Source organism: Mesorhizobium montanum, assembly GCF_033977145.1.
Lineage (GTDB): Bacteria > Pseudomonadota > Alphaproteobacteria > Rhizobiales > Rhizobiaceae > Mesorhizobium > Mesorhizobium montanum.
Genome location: NZ_JAVIJF010000003.1, coordinates 302,496 through 320,848, shown reverse-complemented (window position 1 = coordinate 320,848; position 18,353 = coordinate 302,496). Strand labels below are relative to the sequence as shown.

The 18,353-nt window shown below is 63.3% G+C and carries 16 protein-coding genes; all 16 read left to right on the top strand.

Annotated features, from left to right (window positions below; translation table 11 throughout):
• Positions 1 to 64 precede the first annotated feature (64 nt).
• The 16 genes from RFM68_RS05920 (at position 65) to RFM68_RS05845 (ending at position 18,135) form a co-directional block, all read left to right on the top strand.
• Positions 65 to 1,255: an NADH-quinone oxidoreductase subunit D gene (locus RFM68_RS05920; protein ID WP_320231773.1), complete on the top strand. Its 1,191-nt coding sequence runs from the start codon at positions 65 to 67 to the stop codon at positions 1,253 to 1,255.
• Positions 1,256 to 2,575, top strand: coding sequence for an NADH-quinone oxidoreductase subunit E (locus RFM68_RS05915; protein WP_320231772.1), 1,320 nt, complete (start codon positions 1,256 to 1,258; stop codon positions 2,573 to 2,575).
• A gap of 10 nt (positions 2,576 to 2,585) precedes the next feature.
• Entirely contained in the window at positions 2,586 to 3,890 is a 1,305-nt protein-coding gene (gene nuoF / locus RFM68_RS05910; protein WP_320231771.1) for an NADH-quinone oxidoreductase subunit NuoF, read from the top strand.
• A gap of 75 nt (positions 3,891 to 3,965) precedes the next feature.
• Positions 3,966 to 4,640, top strand: a complete 675-nt coding sequence (locus RFM68_RS05905) for a helix-hairpin-helix domain-containing protein (protein WP_320231770.1) — start codon at positions 3,966 to 3,968, stop codon at positions 4,638 to 4,640.
• Positions 4,641 to 4,714: 74 nt separating this feature from the next.
• Entirely contained in the window at positions 4,715 to 6,796 is a 2,082-nt protein-coding gene (gene nuoG / locus RFM68_RS05900; protein ID WP_320231769.1) for an NADH-quinone oxidoreductase subunit NuoG, read from the top strand.
• 2 nt (positions 6,797 to 6,798) lie between these two features.
• Positions 6,799 to 7,842, top strand: a complete 1,044-nt coding sequence (nuoH, locus tag RFM68_RS05895) for an NADH-quinone oxidoreductase subunit NuoH (protein ID WP_320231768.1) — start codon at positions 6,799 to 6,801, stop codon at positions 7,840 to 7,842.
• Between the two features lie 256 nt (positions 7,843 to 8,098).
• Complete coding sequence (gene nuoI, locus RFM68_RS05890) at positions 8,099 to 8,590, top strand: NADH-quinone oxidoreductase subunit NuoI (RefSeq protein ID WP_320231767.1); 492 nt, start codon at positions 8,099 to 8,101, stop codon at positions 8,588 to 8,590.
• A 238-nt stretch (positions 8,591 to 8,828) separates the two neighbouring features.
• Positions 8,829 to 9,449 (top strand): NADH-quinone oxidoreductase subunit J, encoded by a 621-nt coding sequence (locus tag RFM68_RS05885; RefSeq protein WP_320231766.1) that lies wholly within the window; start codon positions 8,829 to 8,831, stop codon positions 9,447 to 9,449.
• A gap of 1 nt (position 9,450) precedes the next feature.
• The gene (nuoK, locus tag RFM68_RS05880; protein WP_027168992.1) at positions 9,451 to 9,759 is read left to right on the top strand and encodes an NADH-quinone oxidoreductase subunit NuoK; all 309 of its coding nucleotides are present in this window, start codon (positions 9,451 to 9,453) and stop codon (positions 9,757 to 9,759) included.
• Positions 9,760 to 9,770: 11 nt separating this feature from the next.
• The gene (gene nuoL, locus RFM68_RS05875; RefSeq protein WP_320231765.1) at positions 9,771 to 11,744 is read left to right on the top strand and encodes an NADH-quinone oxidoreductase subunit L; all 1,974 of its coding nucleotides are present in this window, start codon (positions 9,771 to 9,773) and stop codon (positions 11,742 to 11,744) included.
• The gene (locus tag RFM68_RS05870) at positions 11,744 to 13,249 is read left to right on the top strand and encodes an NADH-quinone oxidoreductase subunit M (protein WP_320231764.1); all 1,506 of its coding nucleotides are present in this window, start codon (positions 11,744 to 11,746) and stop codon (positions 13,247 to 13,249) included. The genes nuoL and RFM68_RS05870 overlap by 1 nt, the downstream gene beginning before the upstream one ends.
• Before the next feature lie 13 nt (positions 13,250 to 13,262).
• Positions 13,263 to 14,699, top strand: a complete 1,437-nt coding sequence (nuoN, locus tag RFM68_RS05865; RefSeq protein ID WP_320231763.1) for an NADH-quinone oxidoreductase subunit NuoN — start codon at positions 13,263 to 13,265, stop codon at positions 14,697 to 14,699.
• Between the two features lie 4 nt (positions 14,700 to 14,703).
• The gene (locus RFM68_RS05860) at positions 14,704 to 15,525 is read left to right on the top strand and encodes a biotin--[acetyl-CoA-carboxylase] ligase (protein ID WP_320231762.1); all 822 of its coding nucleotides are present in this window, start codon (positions 14,704 to 14,706) and stop codon (positions 15,523 to 15,525) included.
• A gap of 96 nt (positions 15,526 to 15,621) precedes the next feature.
• Entirely contained in the window at positions 15,622 to 17,292 is a 1,671-nt protein-coding gene (locus RFM68_RS05855; RefSeq protein WP_320231761.1) for a ribonuclease J, read from the top strand.
• 157 nt (positions 17,293 to 17,449) lie between these two features.
• Positions 17,450 to 17,854 carry a methylmalonyl-CoA epimerase gene (gene mce, locus RFM68_RS05850; RefSeq protein ID WP_320231760.1) on the top strand — a complete coding sequence of 135 codons (405 nt, stop codon included), beginning with the start codon at positions 17,450 to 17,452 and terminating at the stop codon, positions 17,852 to 17,854.
• Positions 17,851 to 18,135 (top strand): DUF1467 family protein, encoded by a 285-nt coding sequence (locus RFM68_RS05845; protein ID WP_320231759.1) that lies wholly within the window; start codon positions 17,851 to 17,853, stop codon positions 18,133 to 18,135. The genes mce and RFM68_RS05845 overlap by 4 nt, the downstream gene beginning before the upstream one ends.
• The last annotated feature ends 218 nt before the right edge of the window (positions 18,136 to 18,353 follow it).

Sequence of the window (18,353 nt, the reverse complement as noted above, 5' to 3'; positions counted from 1 at the left end):
TGCGGCCCAATGACTATTCACCATTCACTATTCACCATTCACTTGGTGCACGAGCAACACGTTCATGGCTGAAACCTCCGTCCGTAATTTTAACATCAACTTTGGGCCTCAACACCCTGCAGCACACGGTGTTTTGCGCCTGGTTCTGGAGCTCGACGGCGAGGTGGTCGACCGCGTCGATCCGCATATTGGGCTCTTGCATCGCGGCACCGAAAAGCTGATCGAGCACAAGACCTATCTGCAGGCCGTGCCTTATCTCGACCGGCTCGACTATTGCGCGCCGATGAACCAGGAGCACGCCTTTGCTTTGGCGGCCGAGCGTCTGCTCGGCATCGAGGTGCCGAAGCGCGGCCAGCTGATCCGCGTGCTCTATGCCGAACTCGGCCGCATCATGTCGCATATCCTCAACGTGACGACGCAGGCGCTGGACATCGGCGCGCTGACGCCGCCCTTGTGGGGTTTTGTCGAACGCGAAAAGCTGATGGTGTTCTATGAGCGCGCCTCCGGCTCGCGCATGCATGCGGCCTATTTCCGGCCGGGCGGCGTGCACCAGGACCTGCCGCAGAAGCTGGTCGAGGACATCGGCAAATGGATCGATCCGTTCTTGAAGTCGATCGACGATCTCGACGCGTTGCTCACCGGCAACCGCATTTTCAAGCAGCGCAATGTCGATATCGGCATCGTGTCGCTGGCGGACGCCTGGGCCTGGGGGTTTTCGGGTGTGATGGTGCGCGGCTCGGGAGCTGCGTGGGACCTGCGCAAATCGCAGCCCTATGAATGCTATTCCGAGATGGATTTCGATATCCCGATCGGCAAGAACGGCGACTGCTACGACCGTTACCTTGTGCGCATGGAAGAGATGCGCCAGTCGGCCAAGATCATGCGCCAGTGCGTCGATCTGTTGCTCGGCAAGGAAAGCGCCGGCCCGGTGTCGAACCTCGACGGCAAGGTGGTGCCGCCGAATCGCCAGGCCATGAAACGCTCGATGGAAGCGCTGATCCACCACTTCAAGCTCTACACCGAGGGCTATCGCGTGCCAGCCGGCGAGGTCTATGCAGCCGTCGAGGCGCCCAAAGGCGAGTTCGGCGTCTATCTCGTCTCCGACGGCACCAACAAGCCCTATCGCTGCAAGCTGCGCGCGCCCGGTTTCGCGCATCTGCAGGCCATGGACTTCCTGTGCCGCGGCCACATGCTGGCCGACGTCACCGCCGTGCTTGGCTCCCTCGACATCGTGTTTGGTGAGGTCGATCGCTAAATGTCAGTCCGTCGTCTTGCAGAAGCCAGCGTCCAGCCAACCTCCTTCGCCTTCAACAAGGCGAACGAAGCGGCGGTCCAGCAATGGATCGCCAAATATCCGAAGGGGCGCGAGCAGTCGGCCATCATCCCGTTGCTGATGATCGCGCAGGAGCAGGAAGGCTGGGTCACCAAGGCGGCGATCGAGACGATCTCCGACATGCTGGGCATGCCGCGCATCCGCGGCCTCGAAGTCGCGACCTTCTACACGCAATACCAGCTCAATCCGGTCGGCACCCGCGCGCATATCCAGGTCTGCGGCACCACGCCTTGCATGCTGCGCGGCTCGGAAGCGCTGATGGATGTGTGCCGGTCAAAGATCCACCACGACCAGTTCCACACCAACGACAAGGGCACGCTGTCGTGGGAGGAGGTCGAATGCCTCGGCGCCTGCGTCAACGCGCCGATGGTCATGATCTTCAAGGACACGTTCGAGGACCTGACGCCTGAGCGGCTGGCCGAAATCATCGATCTCTATGAAGCCGGCAAGGGCGCCGAGATTCAGCCTGGTCCGCAGAACGGCCGCAGCGGCTCCGAGCCGGCCACGGGGCTGACGACGCTGAAGAGCGAGAAGGCGATCCTGAAGTCGACCCGCGACAAGGAAGCCAAGGCCGCTGCGAAAGCGGCCAAGGACGCGGCAGCTCCGGCCGCCGCCTCCGCCGCCGTCGTCTCGCAGGCGCCCAGTGCCACACCGGCGTCCGTTGCGCCGCCGGCATCGGGGCCGGTCGCGCCGTCCAAATCCAGCAAGCCGAAGACCGATGCGCCGGAAACCAGCCCGGCGTTGACGACGCCGTCGCCGGTCAAGGTCGCCCCGGCCACCGAGAAGGCGGCCAGCGTGAGAGCCCCGCGCCATTCGGCCGCCAACGCCAATCAGGCTTCTCCGGAAGTCGAGGCTGTTTCCAAGCCGCGTAGCGGGCCAATGACGAAAGCCGAACCTGCCACGGCCTTCAAGGCGCCGGAAACCAAGCAGCCCGTCGCCAAAACGGCGAAACCTTCGCTCTCGGACAAGAACCGACCCGCCGGCATCGAACTCCCGGCAACGGTCGACGACCTCAAGCTGATCTCCGGCGTCGGCCCGAAGATCGAAGGTACCCTGCATTCGCTGGGCATCTACACTTTCGCGCAGGTCGCTTCCTGGAAGAAGGCCGAGCGCGAATGGGTCGACGGCTATCTCAACTTCCGCGGCCGCATCGAGCGCGACGACTGGGTGAAGCAGGCCAAGGCGCTCGCTAAGGGCGGCGTCGCCGAATACATCCGCGTCTTCGGCAAGAACCCGGTCTGAGGGACGAGAAATGCTTCAGGACAAAGACCGCATCTTCACCAACATCTACGGCCTCTTCGACAAGTCTCTGGCCGGGGCGCAGTCGCGCGGCATCTGGGACGACACGCCGGGCCTGGTCGCCAAGGGGCGCGACTGGATCGTCAACGAGATGAAGGCGAGCGGCCTGCGCGGCCGTGGCGGCGCCGGTTTCCCGACCGGTTTGAAATGGTCGTTCATGCCCAAGCAGAGCGATGGCCGTCCGAGCTATCTGGTCATCAACGCCGACGAATCCGAGCCCGGCACCTGCAAGGACCGCGATATCCTTCGCAACGATCCGCACACGCTGGTCGAGGGCGCGCTGGTCGCCGGCTTCGCCATGGGCGCGATTGCCGCCTATATCTATGTGCGCGGCGAGTTCATCCGCGAGCGCGAGGCGCTGCAGCGCGCCATCGACGAGGCCTATACGGCCAAGCTGATCGGCAAGAACAACACATCCGGCTACGATTTCGAAGTCTATATGCATCACGGCGCCGGCGCCTATATCTGCGGCGAGGAGACTGCGCTGCTCGAAAGCCTCGAGGGCAAGAAGGGCCAGCCGCGGCTGAAGCCGCCGTTCCCGGCCAATGTCGGCCTCTATGGCTGCCCGACCACGGTCAACAACGTCGAATCGATCGCGGTGGCGCCGACCATCCTGCGCCGGGGTGCGGCCTGGTTCTCGTCCTTCGGCCGTCCGAACAATGCCGGCACCAAGCTGTTTTGCGTGTCAGGCCACGTCAACAACCCGTGCACCTTCGAAGAAGCGATGTCGATCCCGTTCCGAGAGCTGATCGAGACGCATTGCGGCGGTATCCGCGGCGGTTGGGACAATCTTCTGGCGGTCATCCCGGGCGGCGCCTCGGTGCCGCTGGTGCCGGCCGAGCAGATCATGGACGCGCCGATGGATTTCGACGCGTTGCGCGACCTGAAATCCGGCCTCGGCACCGCGGCTGTCATCGTCATGGACAAGTCGACGGATATCGTGAAGGCGATCGCCAGGCTTTCCTACTTCTACAAGCACGAGAGCTGTGGCCAGTGCACGCCGTGCCGCGAAGGCACCGGCTGGATGTGGCGGGTGATGGAGCGGCTGGTGCGCGGCGAGGCGCAGAAGCGCGAGATCGACATGCTGCTCGACGTCACCAAGCAGGTCGAGGGTCACACGATCTGCGCGCTGGGCGACGCGGCGGCCTGGCCGATCCAGGGCCTGATGCGGCATTTCCGCGGCGAGGTGGAACGCCGCATCGATGAATTCTCGCGCAACGCGCACCGGGTCGAGCCGGTGATGGTGGCGGCGGAATAAGACTTTGAAATACGGGCTTGGCCCGAAGACTGAAAGCAGGGGCGGGGCATACGAAGAAACGACCAGGAGATCTCTATGGCGCCGTATTCGATACCCTATCCGTTCATGCCTGATTTGGACCAACTCGAGAAGATGAACCAGGACCTGACCAAGATGATGCCGAAGGAGATGGCCAGCGCCGTCAACCTTCTGGCGCATCCGGTCGCGGGTGCTGCCGCGATGTCGGCGCTCAGCATCGGTCTTGCCAACCATGCCGTCGGCATGTGGATGGGTGCGTTCACCGGCGCGATGGAAGCTTCGCAGCGCATGTTCCAGCCTTTCCTCGACGATCTCGAGGCGCAGAGCGAAGCGGCAGCCAACGCATCCAAGGCGCGCAAGGCGGCCGAGACGCTGATCGCCACGGCGCAGACCTTCGCCAGGGACGTTACCGACATCGCGGCGACTGCGACCGAAAAGGCGCTCGGCGCCGACGCTGTCGGCGAGCCGGCCGCGGCCGCGCTGATGCCGGAAGATTTCCGGCAGCCGAAGGCGGTCGACAAGCCGGCGAAGCCGTCGGATCTGAAAGCGATTTCGGGTATCGGACCGAAGCTGGAGAAGGTGCTCAACGGCCTCGGCATCTGGACCTATGGCCAGATCGCCGCCTGGACGTCGCAAGAGATCGCCTGGGTGGAAGACTATCTGTCGCTCGCCGGCCGCATCGGCCGTGACGACTGGACTGCCCAGGCAGCGGCGCTCGCCGTGGCTAAGTGAATTGAAATGCCGGGCGCGGCTCGAGCCGCGCCCGGCAATAGAGATTGCGGGATATCCGCGAGGGTTTGAGGCGAATGGCAAAGCTAAAGGTCGACGGGAAAGAGATCACGGTACCCGACCACTACACGCTGCTGCAGGCGGCCGAGGACGCCGGCGCGGAAGTGCCGCGCTTCTGCTTCCACGAGCGGCTGTCCATCGCCGGCAATTGCCGCATGTGCCTGATCGAGGTGAAGGGTGGCCCGCCCAAGCCGCAGGCGTCCTGCGCCATGGGCGTGCGCGACCTGCGCCCCGGCCCGAATGGCGAGCCGCCGGAAATCTTCACCAACACGCCGATGGTCAAGAAGGCCCGCGAAGGCGTGATGGAATTCCTGCTGATCAACCATCCGCTGGATTGCCCGATCTGCGACCAGGGCGGCGAGTGCGACCTGCAGGACCAGGCGATGGCCTTCGGCGTCGACTCGTCGCGCTATCACGAGAACAAGCGCGCGGTCGAAGACAAGTATATCGGCCCGCTGGTCAAGACAGTGATGAACCGCTGCATCCATTGCACGCGCTGCGTCCGTTTCACCACCGAGGTCGCCGGCATTTCCGAGCTCGGCCTGATCGGCCGCGGCGAGGATGCCGAGATTACCACCTATCTCGAACAGGCAATGACGTCCGAGCTGCAGGGCAATGTGATCGACCTGTGCCCGGTCGGCGCGCTGACTTCCAAGCCGTTCGCCTTCCAGGCGCGGCCGTGGGAGCTGACCAAGACGGAATCGATCGACGTCATGGACGCCGTCGGCTCGGCGATCCGCGTCGACAGCAGAGGCCGCGAAGTGATGCGCATCCTGCCGCGCGTCAACGAGGCGGTGAACGAGGAATGGATTTCCGACAAGACCCGCTTCATCTGGGACGGCCTGCGCACGCAGCGCCTCGATCGCCCGTATGTGCGCAAGAACGGTAAGCTCGCGCCGGCAAGCTGGGCGGAAGCCTTTGCGGCCATCAAGGACGAGGTGGGCAAAGCGGCGCCCGAGCGGATCGGCGCGATCGCCGGCGACCTCGCGGCCGTCGAGGAAATCTATGCGCTCAAGCTTCTGATGGCGGCGCTCGGCTCCAAGAACATCGACTGCCGCCAGGATGGTGCCGCGCTCGATCCGTCGCTCGGCCGCGCCAGCTACATCTTCAACCCGACCATCGAGGGCATCGAGCAGGCCGACGCGGTGCTGATCATCGGCGCCAATCCGCGCTTCGAGGCTTCGGTGCTCAACGCGCGCATCCGCAAGCGCTGGCGCGTCGGCAATCTGCCGGTCGGCGTCATCGGCGAGATCGGCGACACACGCTACGACTATGACCTCCTCGGTGCCGGTCCCGAATCGCTGAAGGACCTTGCCGAGGGCAACGGCAAGTTCTTCGAGGTGCTGAGCAAGGCCACGCATCCGCTGATCATCGTCGGCCAGGGCGCGCTGGCGCGCGCGGACGGCGCTGCGGTGCTCGGCCAGGCGGCAAAGCTCGCGATCGCCGTCAACGCGGTCACCGCCGACTGGAACGGCTTTGCAGTGCTGCACAACGCCGCGGCCAGAGTCGGCGGCCTCGATGTCGGCTTCGTGCCGGGCGAGGGCGGCAAGAACGTCGCCGGCATGCTGGGCGACACCGACGTGCTCTTCCTGCTCGGCGCCGACGAAATCGACATGGCCAAGACCGGCGGCGCCTTCGTCGTCTATATCGGCACGCATGGCGATGCCGGTGCGCATCGCGCCAATGTCATCCTGCCTGCGGCTGCTTACACCGAGAAGTCCGGCACCTACGTCAACACGGAAGGCCGCGTGCAGCAGACCAATCGTGCTGGTTTCGCCCCGGGCGAAGCGCGTGAGGACTGGGCGATCCTGCGGGCGCTTTCGGATGTGCTCGGCAAGAAGCTGCCCTTCGATTCGCTGGCGCAACTGCGCGCCAAGCTCTACGGCGACTACCCGCATCTCGCCCGCATCGACCAGGTGCTGGCAGGCAGCGGCGACGATGTCGCCAAGGCGGCGAAGCTCGGCGGCCGGCTGAACAAGGGCACCTTTACCTCGCCGGTGAAGGATTTTTATCTGACCAACCCGATCGCGCGGGCGTCGGCCGTGATGGCCGAGTGCTCGGCGCTGGCCAAGAGCGGCTTCAAGCAGGCGGCGGAATAAGCATGGACACCTTCTTCTCCTTCTACGTGCTGCCGGCGCTGCTGATCCTCTTGAAGTCGGTCGTGCTGATCGTCGTGCTTCTGATCGGCGTCGCTTACCTGCTCTATGCCGACCGCAAGATCTGGGCGGCGGTGCAACTGCGCCGCGGCCCGAACGTCGTCGGCCCGTGGGGAACGCTGCAGGCCTTTGCCGACCTTCTGAAATTCGTCTTCAAGGAGCCGGTGATCCCGTCGGGCGCCAACAAGGGCGTGTTCCTTCTGGCGCCGCTGGTATCCGCGGTGCTGGCGATTTCGGCCTGGGCCGTCATTCCGGTCAACGAGGGGTGGGCGATCGCCAACATCAACGTCGGCATCCTTTATGTTTTCGCCATCTCCTCGCTCGAGGTCTACGGCGTGATCATGGGCGGCTGGGCGTCGAACTCCAAATATCCGTTCCTCGGCGCGCTGCGCTCGGCCGCGCAGATGGTGTCCTACGAAGTCTCGATCGGCTTCGTCATCGTCACCGTGCTGCTCACCGTCGGTTCGCTCAATCTCTCGGACATCGTCATGTCGCAGCAGGATGGCCTGGGCACCCGGCTTGGGCTGCCCAACACCTTCCTCGACTGGCATTGGCTGTCGCTGCTGCCGATGTTCGTGGTGTTCTTCATCTCGGCGCTGGCCGAGACGAACCGCCCGCCTTTCGACCTGGTGGAGGCGGAATCGGAACTCGTCGCCGGCCACATGGTTGAATATTCGTCGACGCCGTTCCTGCTCTTCTTCCTCGGCGAGTATGTCGCCGTCGTCCTGATGTGCGCGCTGGCCACCATCCTGTTCCTCGGCGGCTGGCTGCCACCGTTCAACTTCGCGCCCTTCACCTGGGTGCCAGGGGTCATCTGGTTCGTTCTGAAGATCTGCCTGATGTTCTTCATGTTCTCGATGGTGAAGGCTTTTGTGCCGCGCTACCGCTACGACCAGCTGATGCGGCTGGGCTGGAAAGTCTTCCTGCCGATCTCGCTGTTCATGGTCGTGGCCACCGCGGCCTTCCTCAAGATCACGGGGTTTGCGTGATGTCCGATTTCTTGATCTTGCTGCTTGGGGGCGCTCTAGGCGTCTTAGTAGCGTGGCTTGGGTCGCGCACAGCGTTACCCGCCTCACTGTTCGTGCATGGGAAAACCAAGCCGTCTGGCATGCCTCTCTCCACCCAGGAAAGGCACGCGCTCGAACGTCTGATGCGCAGCCTCAGCTTGGCGGGTTCTCCGCTTCTATATGTTTTGTATGGGCTCATAGGCGCTTTTCTTGCGCACTTTTTCTTCGGGAGTGGCGAATGGGTGCACTAACTCAAGCCGCAAAGTCGCTGCTGCTGAAGGATTTCGTCAGCGCTTTCTTCCTGTCGATGCGCCAGTTCTTCGCGCCGAAGGAAACAATCAACTATCCGCACGAGAAGGGACCGATCAGTCCGCGCTTCCGTGGCGAGCACGCGCTGCGCCGTTATCCGAACGGCGAGGAACGCTGCATAGCCTGCAAGCTCTGCGAGGCGATCTGCCCGGCGCAGGCGATCACCATCGAGGCCGGCCCACGCCGCAACGACGGCACGCGCCGCACCGTGCGCTACGACATCGACATGGTGAAGTGCATCTATTGCGGCTTCTGCCAGGAAGCCTGCCCGGTCGACGCCATCGTCGAGGGGCCGAATTTCGAATTCGCGACGGAGACGCGCGAGGAGCTCTACTACAACAAGGAAAAGCTGCTCGCGAACGGCGATCGCTGGGAGCGGGAGCTGGCGCGCAACATCGCGCTGGACTCGCCTTACCGCTGACATTTGACGCATGGACGGGGCGCGGGCCCTCGTCCAGAGGATGATCCCGAAAAGTTGCAGACTTTTCGGACCAGATCATCCTCCGGAACGAAAGAGTGGCGCATGTTTCTTTCGATCGGGTCTTTCAACCCGATCGGAACATGCGCTAGGAACACGCAACTTTTGCCAGCCGGAGGCGGCGGCGAACATCGGACAAGGGCAACGAGCCCAATGTCCGGACATGAACCCGGGGGAACCCATGCTGAGTGGACTAGAGGCGGCCTTTTTCTATCTCTTCGCCTTTATCGCCGTGGCGTCGGCCTTCATGGTCATTTCGTCGCGCAACCCCGTGCATTCGGTGCTGTTCCTGATCCTCACCTTCTTCAACGCCGCGGGCCTGTTCATGCTCACCGGCGCCGAGTTCCTGGCGATGATCCTGCTCGTCGTCTATGTCGGCGCGGTGATGGTGCTGTTCCTGTTCGTCGTCATGATGCTCGACGTCGACTTCGCCGAGATGAAGCAGGGCGCGCTGCAATATGCGCCGATCGGCGCGATGGTCGGGCTGATCCTGGCGGCGGAGCTGATCGTCGTGCTCGGCGGCTACACGTTCGCGCCGCAGCTGGCTTCCACGGTCGCCAAGGCGACGCCGGATCTCGCCACGCGCTCCAACACGGCCGCGCTCGGCGACATCCTCTATACGGACTACCTCTATTATTTCCAGATTTCCGGGCTGGTGCTGCTGGTCGCCATGATCGGCGCCATCGTGCTGACGCTGCGCCACAAGGAAGGCGTGAAGCGGCAGTCGATCGCCGCCCAGGTCGGCCGCACTGCGGCGACAGGCATGGAAATCCGCAAGGTCAAATCAGGCGAGGGTATCTGAGATGGTCGTCGGCATCGCGCATTATCTGACCGTATCGGCGATCCTGTTCACGCTCGGCGTGTTCGGCATCTTCCTGAACCGCCGCAACATCATCGTCATCCTGATGTCGATCGAGCTCATCCTGCTTGCGGTCAACATCAACTTCGTCGCCTTCTCGGCGGCGCTGCACGACCTCGTCGGACAGGTCTTCGCCCTGTTCGTGCTGACGGTCGCAGCCGCCGAGGCCGCGATCGGTCTTGCCATTCTTGTCGTCTTCTTCCGCAACCGCGGCTCGATCGCGGTCGAAGACGTGAGCGCGATGAAGGGTTGACGGGAACCACCATGTATCAGGCTATCGTCTTCCTTCCGCTGCTTGGCTTCCTGATTGTCGGGCTGTTCGGCAATTCGCTCGGCGCCAAGGCTTCCGAATACATCACCTCCGGCTTCCTGGTGGTCGCGGCGGTGCTGTCGTGGATCGCCTTCTTCACCGTCGGCTTCGGCCACGGCGAAGTGTTCACCGTGCCGGTGCTGCGCTGGATCCAGTCGGGCGGCATCGACGCCTCTTGGGCGCTCAGGATCGACACGCTGACGGTGGTGATGCTGGTTGTCGTCAACACGGTGTCGGCGCTGGTTCACATCTATTCGATCGGCTACATGCACCACGATCCGAACCGGCCGCGCTTCTTCGCCTATCTGTCGCTGTTCACCTTCGCCATGCTGATGCTGGTGACGGCCGACAATCTCATCCAGATGTTTTTCGGTTGGGAAGGCGTCGGTCTCGCCTCCTATCTGCTGATCGGTTTCTGGTACAAGAAGCCGTCGGCCAATGCCGCGGCCATCAAGGCCTTCGTCGTCAACCGCGTCGGCGACTTCGGCTTCGCGCTCGGCATCTTCGGCGTGTTCGTGCTGTTCGGCTCGGTCAATCTCGGCACCATCTTCGCCAATGCCGCGACGTTCATTCCGGCCGAGGGTGCCGCGCCGGGCGCAGCCGTGCTGACCTTTCTCGGCCACGCGCTCGACAAGCAGTCGGCGATGACCATCGTGTGCCTGCTGCTCTTCATGGGCGCCATGGGCAAGTCGGCGCAGGTGCCGCTGCACACCTGGCTGCCGGACGCCATGGAAGGCCCGACCCCGGTCTCCGCGCTCATCCACGCCGCGACCATGGTGACGGCCGGCGTGTTCATGCTGGCGAGACTGTCGCCGCTGTTCGAGCTGTCGCATTCGGCGCTGACGGTCGTCACCTTCATCGGTGCCTTCACCGCCTTCTTCGCGGCGACCGTCGGCCTGGTCCAGAACGACATCAAGCGTGTCATCGCCTATTCGACCTGCTCGCAGCTCGGCTACATGTTCGTGGCGCTCGGCGTCGGCGCCTATGGCGCGGCGATCTTCCATTTGTTCACGCACGCCTTCTTCAAGGCGCTGCTGTTCCTCGGCTCCGGCTCGGTCATCCATGCCGTGTCCGACGAGCAGGACATGCGCAAGATGGGCGGCCTTCGCAAGCTGATCCCGGCGACCTACTGGATGATGATCATCGGCACGCTGGCGCTGACCGGCGTCGGCATCCCGGCAACGGTGATCGGCACCGCCGGCTTCTTCTCCAAGGACGCCATCATTGCGACATCCTTTGCCAGCCACAACGCGGTCGCGGCCTTAGCCTTCGTGCTGCTGGTGATCGCCGCCTGCTTCACCAGCTTCTATTCCTGGCGGCTGATCTTCATGACCTTCCACGGCGAGCCGCGCGCCAGCCACGAAGTCATGCATCACGTTCATGAATCGCCTCCGGTGATGCTGGTGCCGCTCTATGTGCTGGCCGCCGGCGCGCTGTTTGCCGGCATCATCTTCCACGGCGCCTTCATCGGCGAAGGCTATGCCGACTTCTGGAAGGCGTCGCTGTTCACGCTGCCGGACAACCACATCCTGCACGAGATCCACGAATTGCCGCTCTGGGTGGAACTGGCGCCGTTCGTCGCCATGGTCATCGGCCTGCTGGTCGCCTGGCAGTTCTATATCCGCAAGCCGGAGATGCCGAGGGAACTGGCGGCGCATCATCGCGGCCTCTACGCCTTCCTGCTCAACAAATGGTACTTCGACGAGCTCTACGACTTCCTGCTCGTGCAGCCGGCCAAGCGCCTCGGCAGGTTCCTGTGGAAGACCGGCGACGGCACGATCATCGACGGGCTCGGCCCCGACGGCATCTCGGCGCGCGTCGTCGACGTGACCAACCGGGTCGTCAAGCTGCAGACCGGCTATCTCTACCACTATGCCTTCGCCATGCTGATCGGCGTGGCCGCTCTCGTCACCTGGATGATGCTCTGATGACCGACTGGCCAATCCTTTCGCTGGTCACCTTCCTGCCGCTGGTTGGTGTTCTGCTCATCCTGTTCATCAACGATGACAGCGAAAATGCGCGCCGCAACATCCGCGCCATCGCCTTCATCACGACGGCGTTCACCTTCGTCGTCTCGCTGTTCATCTGGAAGGGCTTCGACAATTCGCAGGCCGGCTTCCAGTTCGTCGAGAAGCACGCCTGGCTGGATTCGGGCATTTCCTATCACATGGGCATCGACGGCATCTCGATGCTGTTCGTCATCCTGACCACCTTCCTGATGCCGCTCTGCATCCTGGCCTCCTGGGAAGCGATCGAGAAGCGGGTCAAGGCTTATATGATCGCCTTCCTGATCCTCGAGACGCTGATGATCGGCGTGTTCTGCGCGCTCGACATCGTCTTGTTCTACGTCTTCTTCGAGGCGGGCCTGATCCCGATGTTCATCATCATCGGCGTCTGGGGCGGCAAGCGGCGCGTCTATGCCTCGTTCAAGTTCTTCCTCTATACGCTGGCCGGCTCGGTGCTGATGCTGCTCGCCATCATGGCGATGTTCTTCCAGTCGGGCACCACCGATATCCCGACGCTTCTGACGCATAACTTCCCGGCCAGCATGCAGACCTGGCTGTGGCTCGCCTTCTTCGCCTCCTTCGCGGTGAAGATGCCGATGTGGCCGGTGCACACCTGGCTGCCGGACGCCCACGTCGAGGCGCCGACCGCCGGTTCGGTCATCCTGGCCGCCATCCTCTTGAAAATGGGCGGGTACGGTTTCCTGCGCTTCTCGCTGCCGATGTTCCCCGAAGCGTCGGCGATGTTCGCGCCGTTCGTGTTCACGCTCTCCGTCGTCGCCATCATCTACACCTCGCTGGTGGCGCTGATGCAGGAGGACATGAAGAAGCTGATCGCCTATTCGTCGGTTGCCCATATGGGCTTCGTCACCATGGGCATCTTCGCGATGAACCAGGAGGGCGTGCAGGGGGCGATCTACCAGATGCTCAGCCACGGCCTCGTCTCGGGCGCCCTGTTCCTGTGCGTCGGCGTCATCTACGACCGCATGCATACGCGCGAGATCGACGCCTATGGCGGGCTGGTCAACAACATGCCGAAATACGCGACCGTGTTCATGATCTTCACCATGGCCAATGTCGGCCTTCCGGGCACCAGCGGCTTCGTCGGCGAGTTCCTGACCATGCTCGGCGTGTTCAAGGTCAATACCTGGGTGGCGTTCTTCGCCGCCACCGGCGTCATCCTGTCGGCGGCTTACGCGCTGTGGCTCTATCGCCGGGTGATCTTCGGCGCGCTGACCAAGGACAGCCTGAAGAACCTGCTGGATCTTTCGCCGCGCGAGAAGGCGATCATCTATCCGCTGGTGGTGCTGGTCATCTTCTTCGGCGTCTACCCGGCGCCGGTGTTCGACGCGACGGCCCAATCGGTCAAGACGCTCGTCACCAACGTCACCGCATCCATCAATTCCGCGCAGACCGCGGCGGCGAACTGACTGGGGATAAACCATGACGCCGGACCTTCTCTCCAGCCTTTCGCTCTCGACGCCGGAACTGATCCTGGCCGTCGGCGCGCTGGTGCTCCTGATGATCGGAGCCTATTCGCGCAGCAACAACACCATGACCGTGACTGGCCTCGCCGTCATCGTGCTGGTGGTAGCAGGCCTGTGGCTTGCCTTTTCCGGCGGGCGGGGTGCGGCCTATGGCGGCGCCTTCGTCCAGGATGCCTTCGGCGGCTTTATGAAGATGCTGGCGCTGATCGGCTCGGCGGTGACGCTGGTCATGTCGATGCGCTTTGCCAGGCAGGAGCATTTCGACAAGTTCGAATATCCCGTGCTGATCCTGCTCTGCACACTCGGCATGTTGCTGATGATCTCAGCCAACGGCATGATCGGCCTCTATCTCGGCCTCGAGCTGCAGTCGCTGGCCATCTACGTGCTGGCGGCGATCAATCGCGACAATCTGCGCTCGACCGAGGCGGGCCTGAAATACTTCGTCCTCGGCGCGCTGTCGTCGGGCATGCTGCTCTACGGCATCAGTCTCGTCTACGGCTACACCGGCAATACCGGCTTCCAGGAAATCGCGACGGCGCTCGGCGGCGGCGAGCGCCAGCTCGGCCTCGTCTTCGGCCTGGTGTTCGTGCTGGCCGGCCTTGCCTTCAAGATTTCGGCGGTGCCGTTCCACATGTGGACGCCGGACGTCTATGAAGGCGCGCCGACGCCGATCACCGCTTTCCTGGCGGCGGCGCCGAAGATGGCGGCCATGGCGCTGATCGTGCGCGTCACCATGGGCGCGTTCAAGCCGATCGCCGCCGACTGGCAGCAGATCATCGTCTTCATCTCGATCGCCTCGATGGCGCTCGGCGCTTTCGCGGCCATCGGCCAGACCAACATCAAGCGCCTGATGGCCTATTCCTCGATCGGCCATATGGGCTACGCGCTGGTCGGCCTTGCCGCCAACAGCCAGGCCGGCGTGCGCGGCGTTGCCATCTACATGCTGATTTATCTGGTGATGACGCTCGGCACCTTCGCCTTCATCCTCGCCATGCGACGCAAGGAAGGCAATGTCGAGCAGATCAGCGATCTCGCCGGCCTTTCCTCGACCAATCCCATCATGGCCACCATCCTCACCATCCTGATGTTCTCGCTGGCCGGCATCCCGCCGCTCGCGGGCTTCTGGGGGAAGTGGTACGTGTTCCTCGCCGCCATCAACGCGCATCTCTATGCGCTGGCGATTATCGGTGTGCTGGCCTCGGTGGTGGGCGCTTACTATTACCTGCGCATCATCAAGATCATGTGGTTCGACGAGCCGGTCGGCGGCTTCGTGCCGATGGCCAGCGAACTGCGCCTCGTGCTCGGCGTCAGCGGCGCCTTCGTGCTGTTCTATGTGCTGATCGGCGGGCCGATCGGCAGCTATGCCGAAGCCGCCGCGAAGACCTTCTTCTGACGGGATGGCGTTTCGACTGGCTCCAACCGCGACGTCGGAGGGGTTCCGGCTCGAGGCGCATGACAGCGTCGGCTCGACCAACGCGCTGGCGCTGGACCATGCTCGGGCCGGCGACCCTGGAAAACTCTGGGTGGTCTCGAAGAAGCAGGAAAGCGGCCGCGGACGCCGCGGGCGCGTCTGGGCGACGCCCGAAGGCAATCTGGCGGCAACGCTGCTGCTTGTCCCCGGCGGCGAGTTGCGAGTCGCCGCGACGCTCGGTTTCGTCGCGGGACTGGCGTTGGCCGATGCGCTCGACGCCGTCGTGCCGAAGGGCCGGATCACTGTTGCCGTCGACGGCGCGAGCCAGGGCCGCAACCGCTTCGAGCTGAAATGGCCAAACGACGTGTTGGCTTCGGGCGCCAAGCTTGCCGGCATCCTGCTGGAATCGACGATACTGGAAGGCGGCCGGTTCGCGGTTGCCATCGGCATAGGCGTCAATGTCGTGGCTTATCCGCGGGACTTGCCTTATCCGGCGTCATCTCTGCAGGCACTGGGCGCCGAATGCGACGCCGAAACGCTGTTCCTGGCGCTTTCGGATGCCTGGAGCGAGAATGCCAGGCTCTGGGATGACGGGCGCGGGCTCAATGCCATCAGAAAGCGGTGGCTTGCCCGCGCGGCAGGCCTTGGCGGCGAGGTTGCTGTCAGAATTGACGGCAATGTGGTGCGCGGCGTCTTCGAAACCATTGACGAGGACTGCCGTTTCGTGATCCGCGACGATGAGGGATCGGTTTTGACGATCGCGGCCGGCGACGTGCATTTCGGTGCGGTCGCCTCGGCGCGCATATAGTTTTGTTTTTGCGCAATTCCGGACGGAAAGTCGTTAGACACTTTTCCTGGAATTGCTCGATTGACTTGGCCTGAGAGGCCAGGAAGGAAAGAATTCATGGCGAACAAGGAAAACGCCGAACTCGTTTTCGCGCCACTGGGCGGCGTCGGCGAGATCGGCATGAATTTCGCCCTTTACGGTTACGGACCGGCGGACGCGCGTGAATGGATCATCGTCGATGTCGGCGTCACTTTTCCGGACGCTGCCCATCCTGGCGTCGATCTCATCCTGCCCGATACGCGCTTCATCGAGGAGAACCTCGACGGCCTGCGCGGCATCGTGATCACCCATGCGCATGAGGACCATTACGGCGCGCTGCTCGACATTTGGCCGAAGCTCAAGGCACCGGTCTGGATGACGCCGTTCACCGCAGGCCTGCTCGAAGCCAAGCGGCAAGGCGAGCAGGGGGCGCCGAAGATTCCAGCGTCGATCTACCGGGCCGGCGAGACGTTCACGATAGGGCCTTTCGAGATCGAGGCGATTCCGGTCGCGCATTCGATCCCCGAACCGATGTCGCTGGCGATTACCACACCCGCCGGCACCGTCATCCACACCGGCGACTGGAAGATCGATCCGGCGCCGACGATCGGCCCGAAGACCGACGAGGCGCGCTTCCGCGCCTATGGCGACAAGGGCGTGCTGGCGCTGATCTGCGATTCCACCAATGCACTGAGGGAAGGGGAGTCGCCGTCGGAAGTGGCGGTCGGCGAGGGCCTCAAGGGCGTCATCGAGAGCGCGAAGGGGCGCGTGGCGGTCACCACCTTCTCCTCCAATGTCGGGCGCATCGTTTCGATCGCAAGGGCGGCGCGCGATGCCGGCCGGCAATGCCTGGTGCTCGGCCGTTCGCTGAAGCGCGTCATCGATGTGGCTGGCGAGCTCGGCTATATGGATGGGTTGCCGGAATTCATCTCGGAAGAGGATTACGGTTTCATTCCGCGCGAGAATTTGGTGATCATCTGCACCGGCAGCCAGGGCGAGACGCTGGCCGCGTTGGCAAAGCTGTCGCGCGACGAGATGAAGTCGGTGGCGCTGACGGCCGGCGATACGGTGGTGTTTTCCTCGCGCACCATTCCCGGTAACGAGAAGGGCATCCTCGAAATCAAGAACCGGCTGATCGATCTCGGCATTAAGATCATCGAGGACGGCGACGTGCTGGTGCATGTCTCGGGCCATCCGCGTCGCAGCGAATTGCGCAAGATGTACGAATGGGTGCGGCCGCAGATCGGCGTGCCGGTGCATGGCGAGGCGGCGCATCTGGTGGCACAGGGCTCGCTGATGTCGATGTCGGGCATCGGCCAGGTGGCGCAGGTGCGCGACGGCGACATGCTCAGGCTCTGGCCGGGCCCCGCCACGATCATCGACCAGGTGCCGTTCGGCCGGCTCTACAAGGATGGCTCGCTGATCGGCACCGACCAGGCGATGGGAATTCGCGACCGTCGCAAGCTCTCTTTCGCCGGCCATGTCGCCGTCAATGTCGTGCTCGACGATAAATATGAGCTTGCCGGCGACCCCGACCTTGTGGCGATCGGCGTTGCCGAGGCCGATGCAAAGGGCGAGACGCTGGAAGACCTGATGCTCGATGCGGCGGTCGGCGCTGTGGACTCCATCCCGCGCCAGCGGCGAAAGGACCTCGACCTGGTGCAGGAGGCCGTGCGCCGAGCCGTGCGCGGCGCCGCCAACGAAGCCTGGGGCAAGAAGCCGCTGGTGACTGTATTCGTGACGAGATGAAGGAGTGGGCAGCAGGGATTAGGCAGTAGGCAATAGGAACGGCGATTGCTTTTTTAGCTCGCCAAATTTGCTTCTTCTCTACCGCCTACCGCCTACCGCCTACCGCCTACCGCCTACCGCCTACCGCCTACCGCCTACTGCCTAAGGAAAACCGCCAATGCTTGGACGCCTGAACCATGTCGCGCTTGCCGTGCCGGATCTGGCCGCGGCAATGGCCGCCTATCGCGATAAGCTGGGCGCGCGATTGAGCGAGCCGCAGGCGCTGCCCGAGCATGGAGTGACCGTGGTGTTCGTCGATGTCGGCAACACCAAGATCGAGTTGCTGGAGCCGCTTGGCGATGCTTCGCCCATCGCGGCGTTCCTCGAGAAGAATCCTTCGGGCGGCATGCATCATGTCTGCTACGAGGTCGACGATATCCTGGCGGCCCGCGACCATTTGAAGGCAAGCGGCGCGCGCGTGCTGGGCGACGGCAATCCCAAGACCGGCGCGCATGGCAAGCCGGTGCTGTTCCTGCACCCCAAGGATTTCTTCGGAACGCTCGTCGAACTGGAGCAGGTATGAACTGGATTCTGTTCGCCGCGCTGTTCTTCGTCACCTGGTGGCTGGTGCTGTTCGTTGTTCTTCCCTTCAGCCTGCGCACCCAGGACGACGACCAGGATGTCACGCTTGGCACCATTTCCAGTGCGCCGCGCGGGCCGCATATGCTGCGCGCTTTCGTCCGGGCGACGATCGTGACCGTCATCGTCATGGGCGTTCTCTATGGTCTTACGATGGGGCTGGGGTTCAGTTTCGACGACATCATGCGGATCATGCCGGACTTCACGCCGGACGCCAGTCACTGATACCGCGAGCACAGTTTTTCGCAAGTATTGAGCAGTAAGCGCGCGCCAAGGTTGAAATCGGAAGCCGGCTTCCGATTTCGGCGGTTAATCATGGCTGATGCTGTTTGGCAGATGGTCGTGCTAAGCAGATGATTGCACAAAAAAAATGCAAGGCACAAGGCCTTGCAATTTAAACGCGTCCGATCCGTTTCCGGTGTCCGGCGGCAGCGAGTTACCGC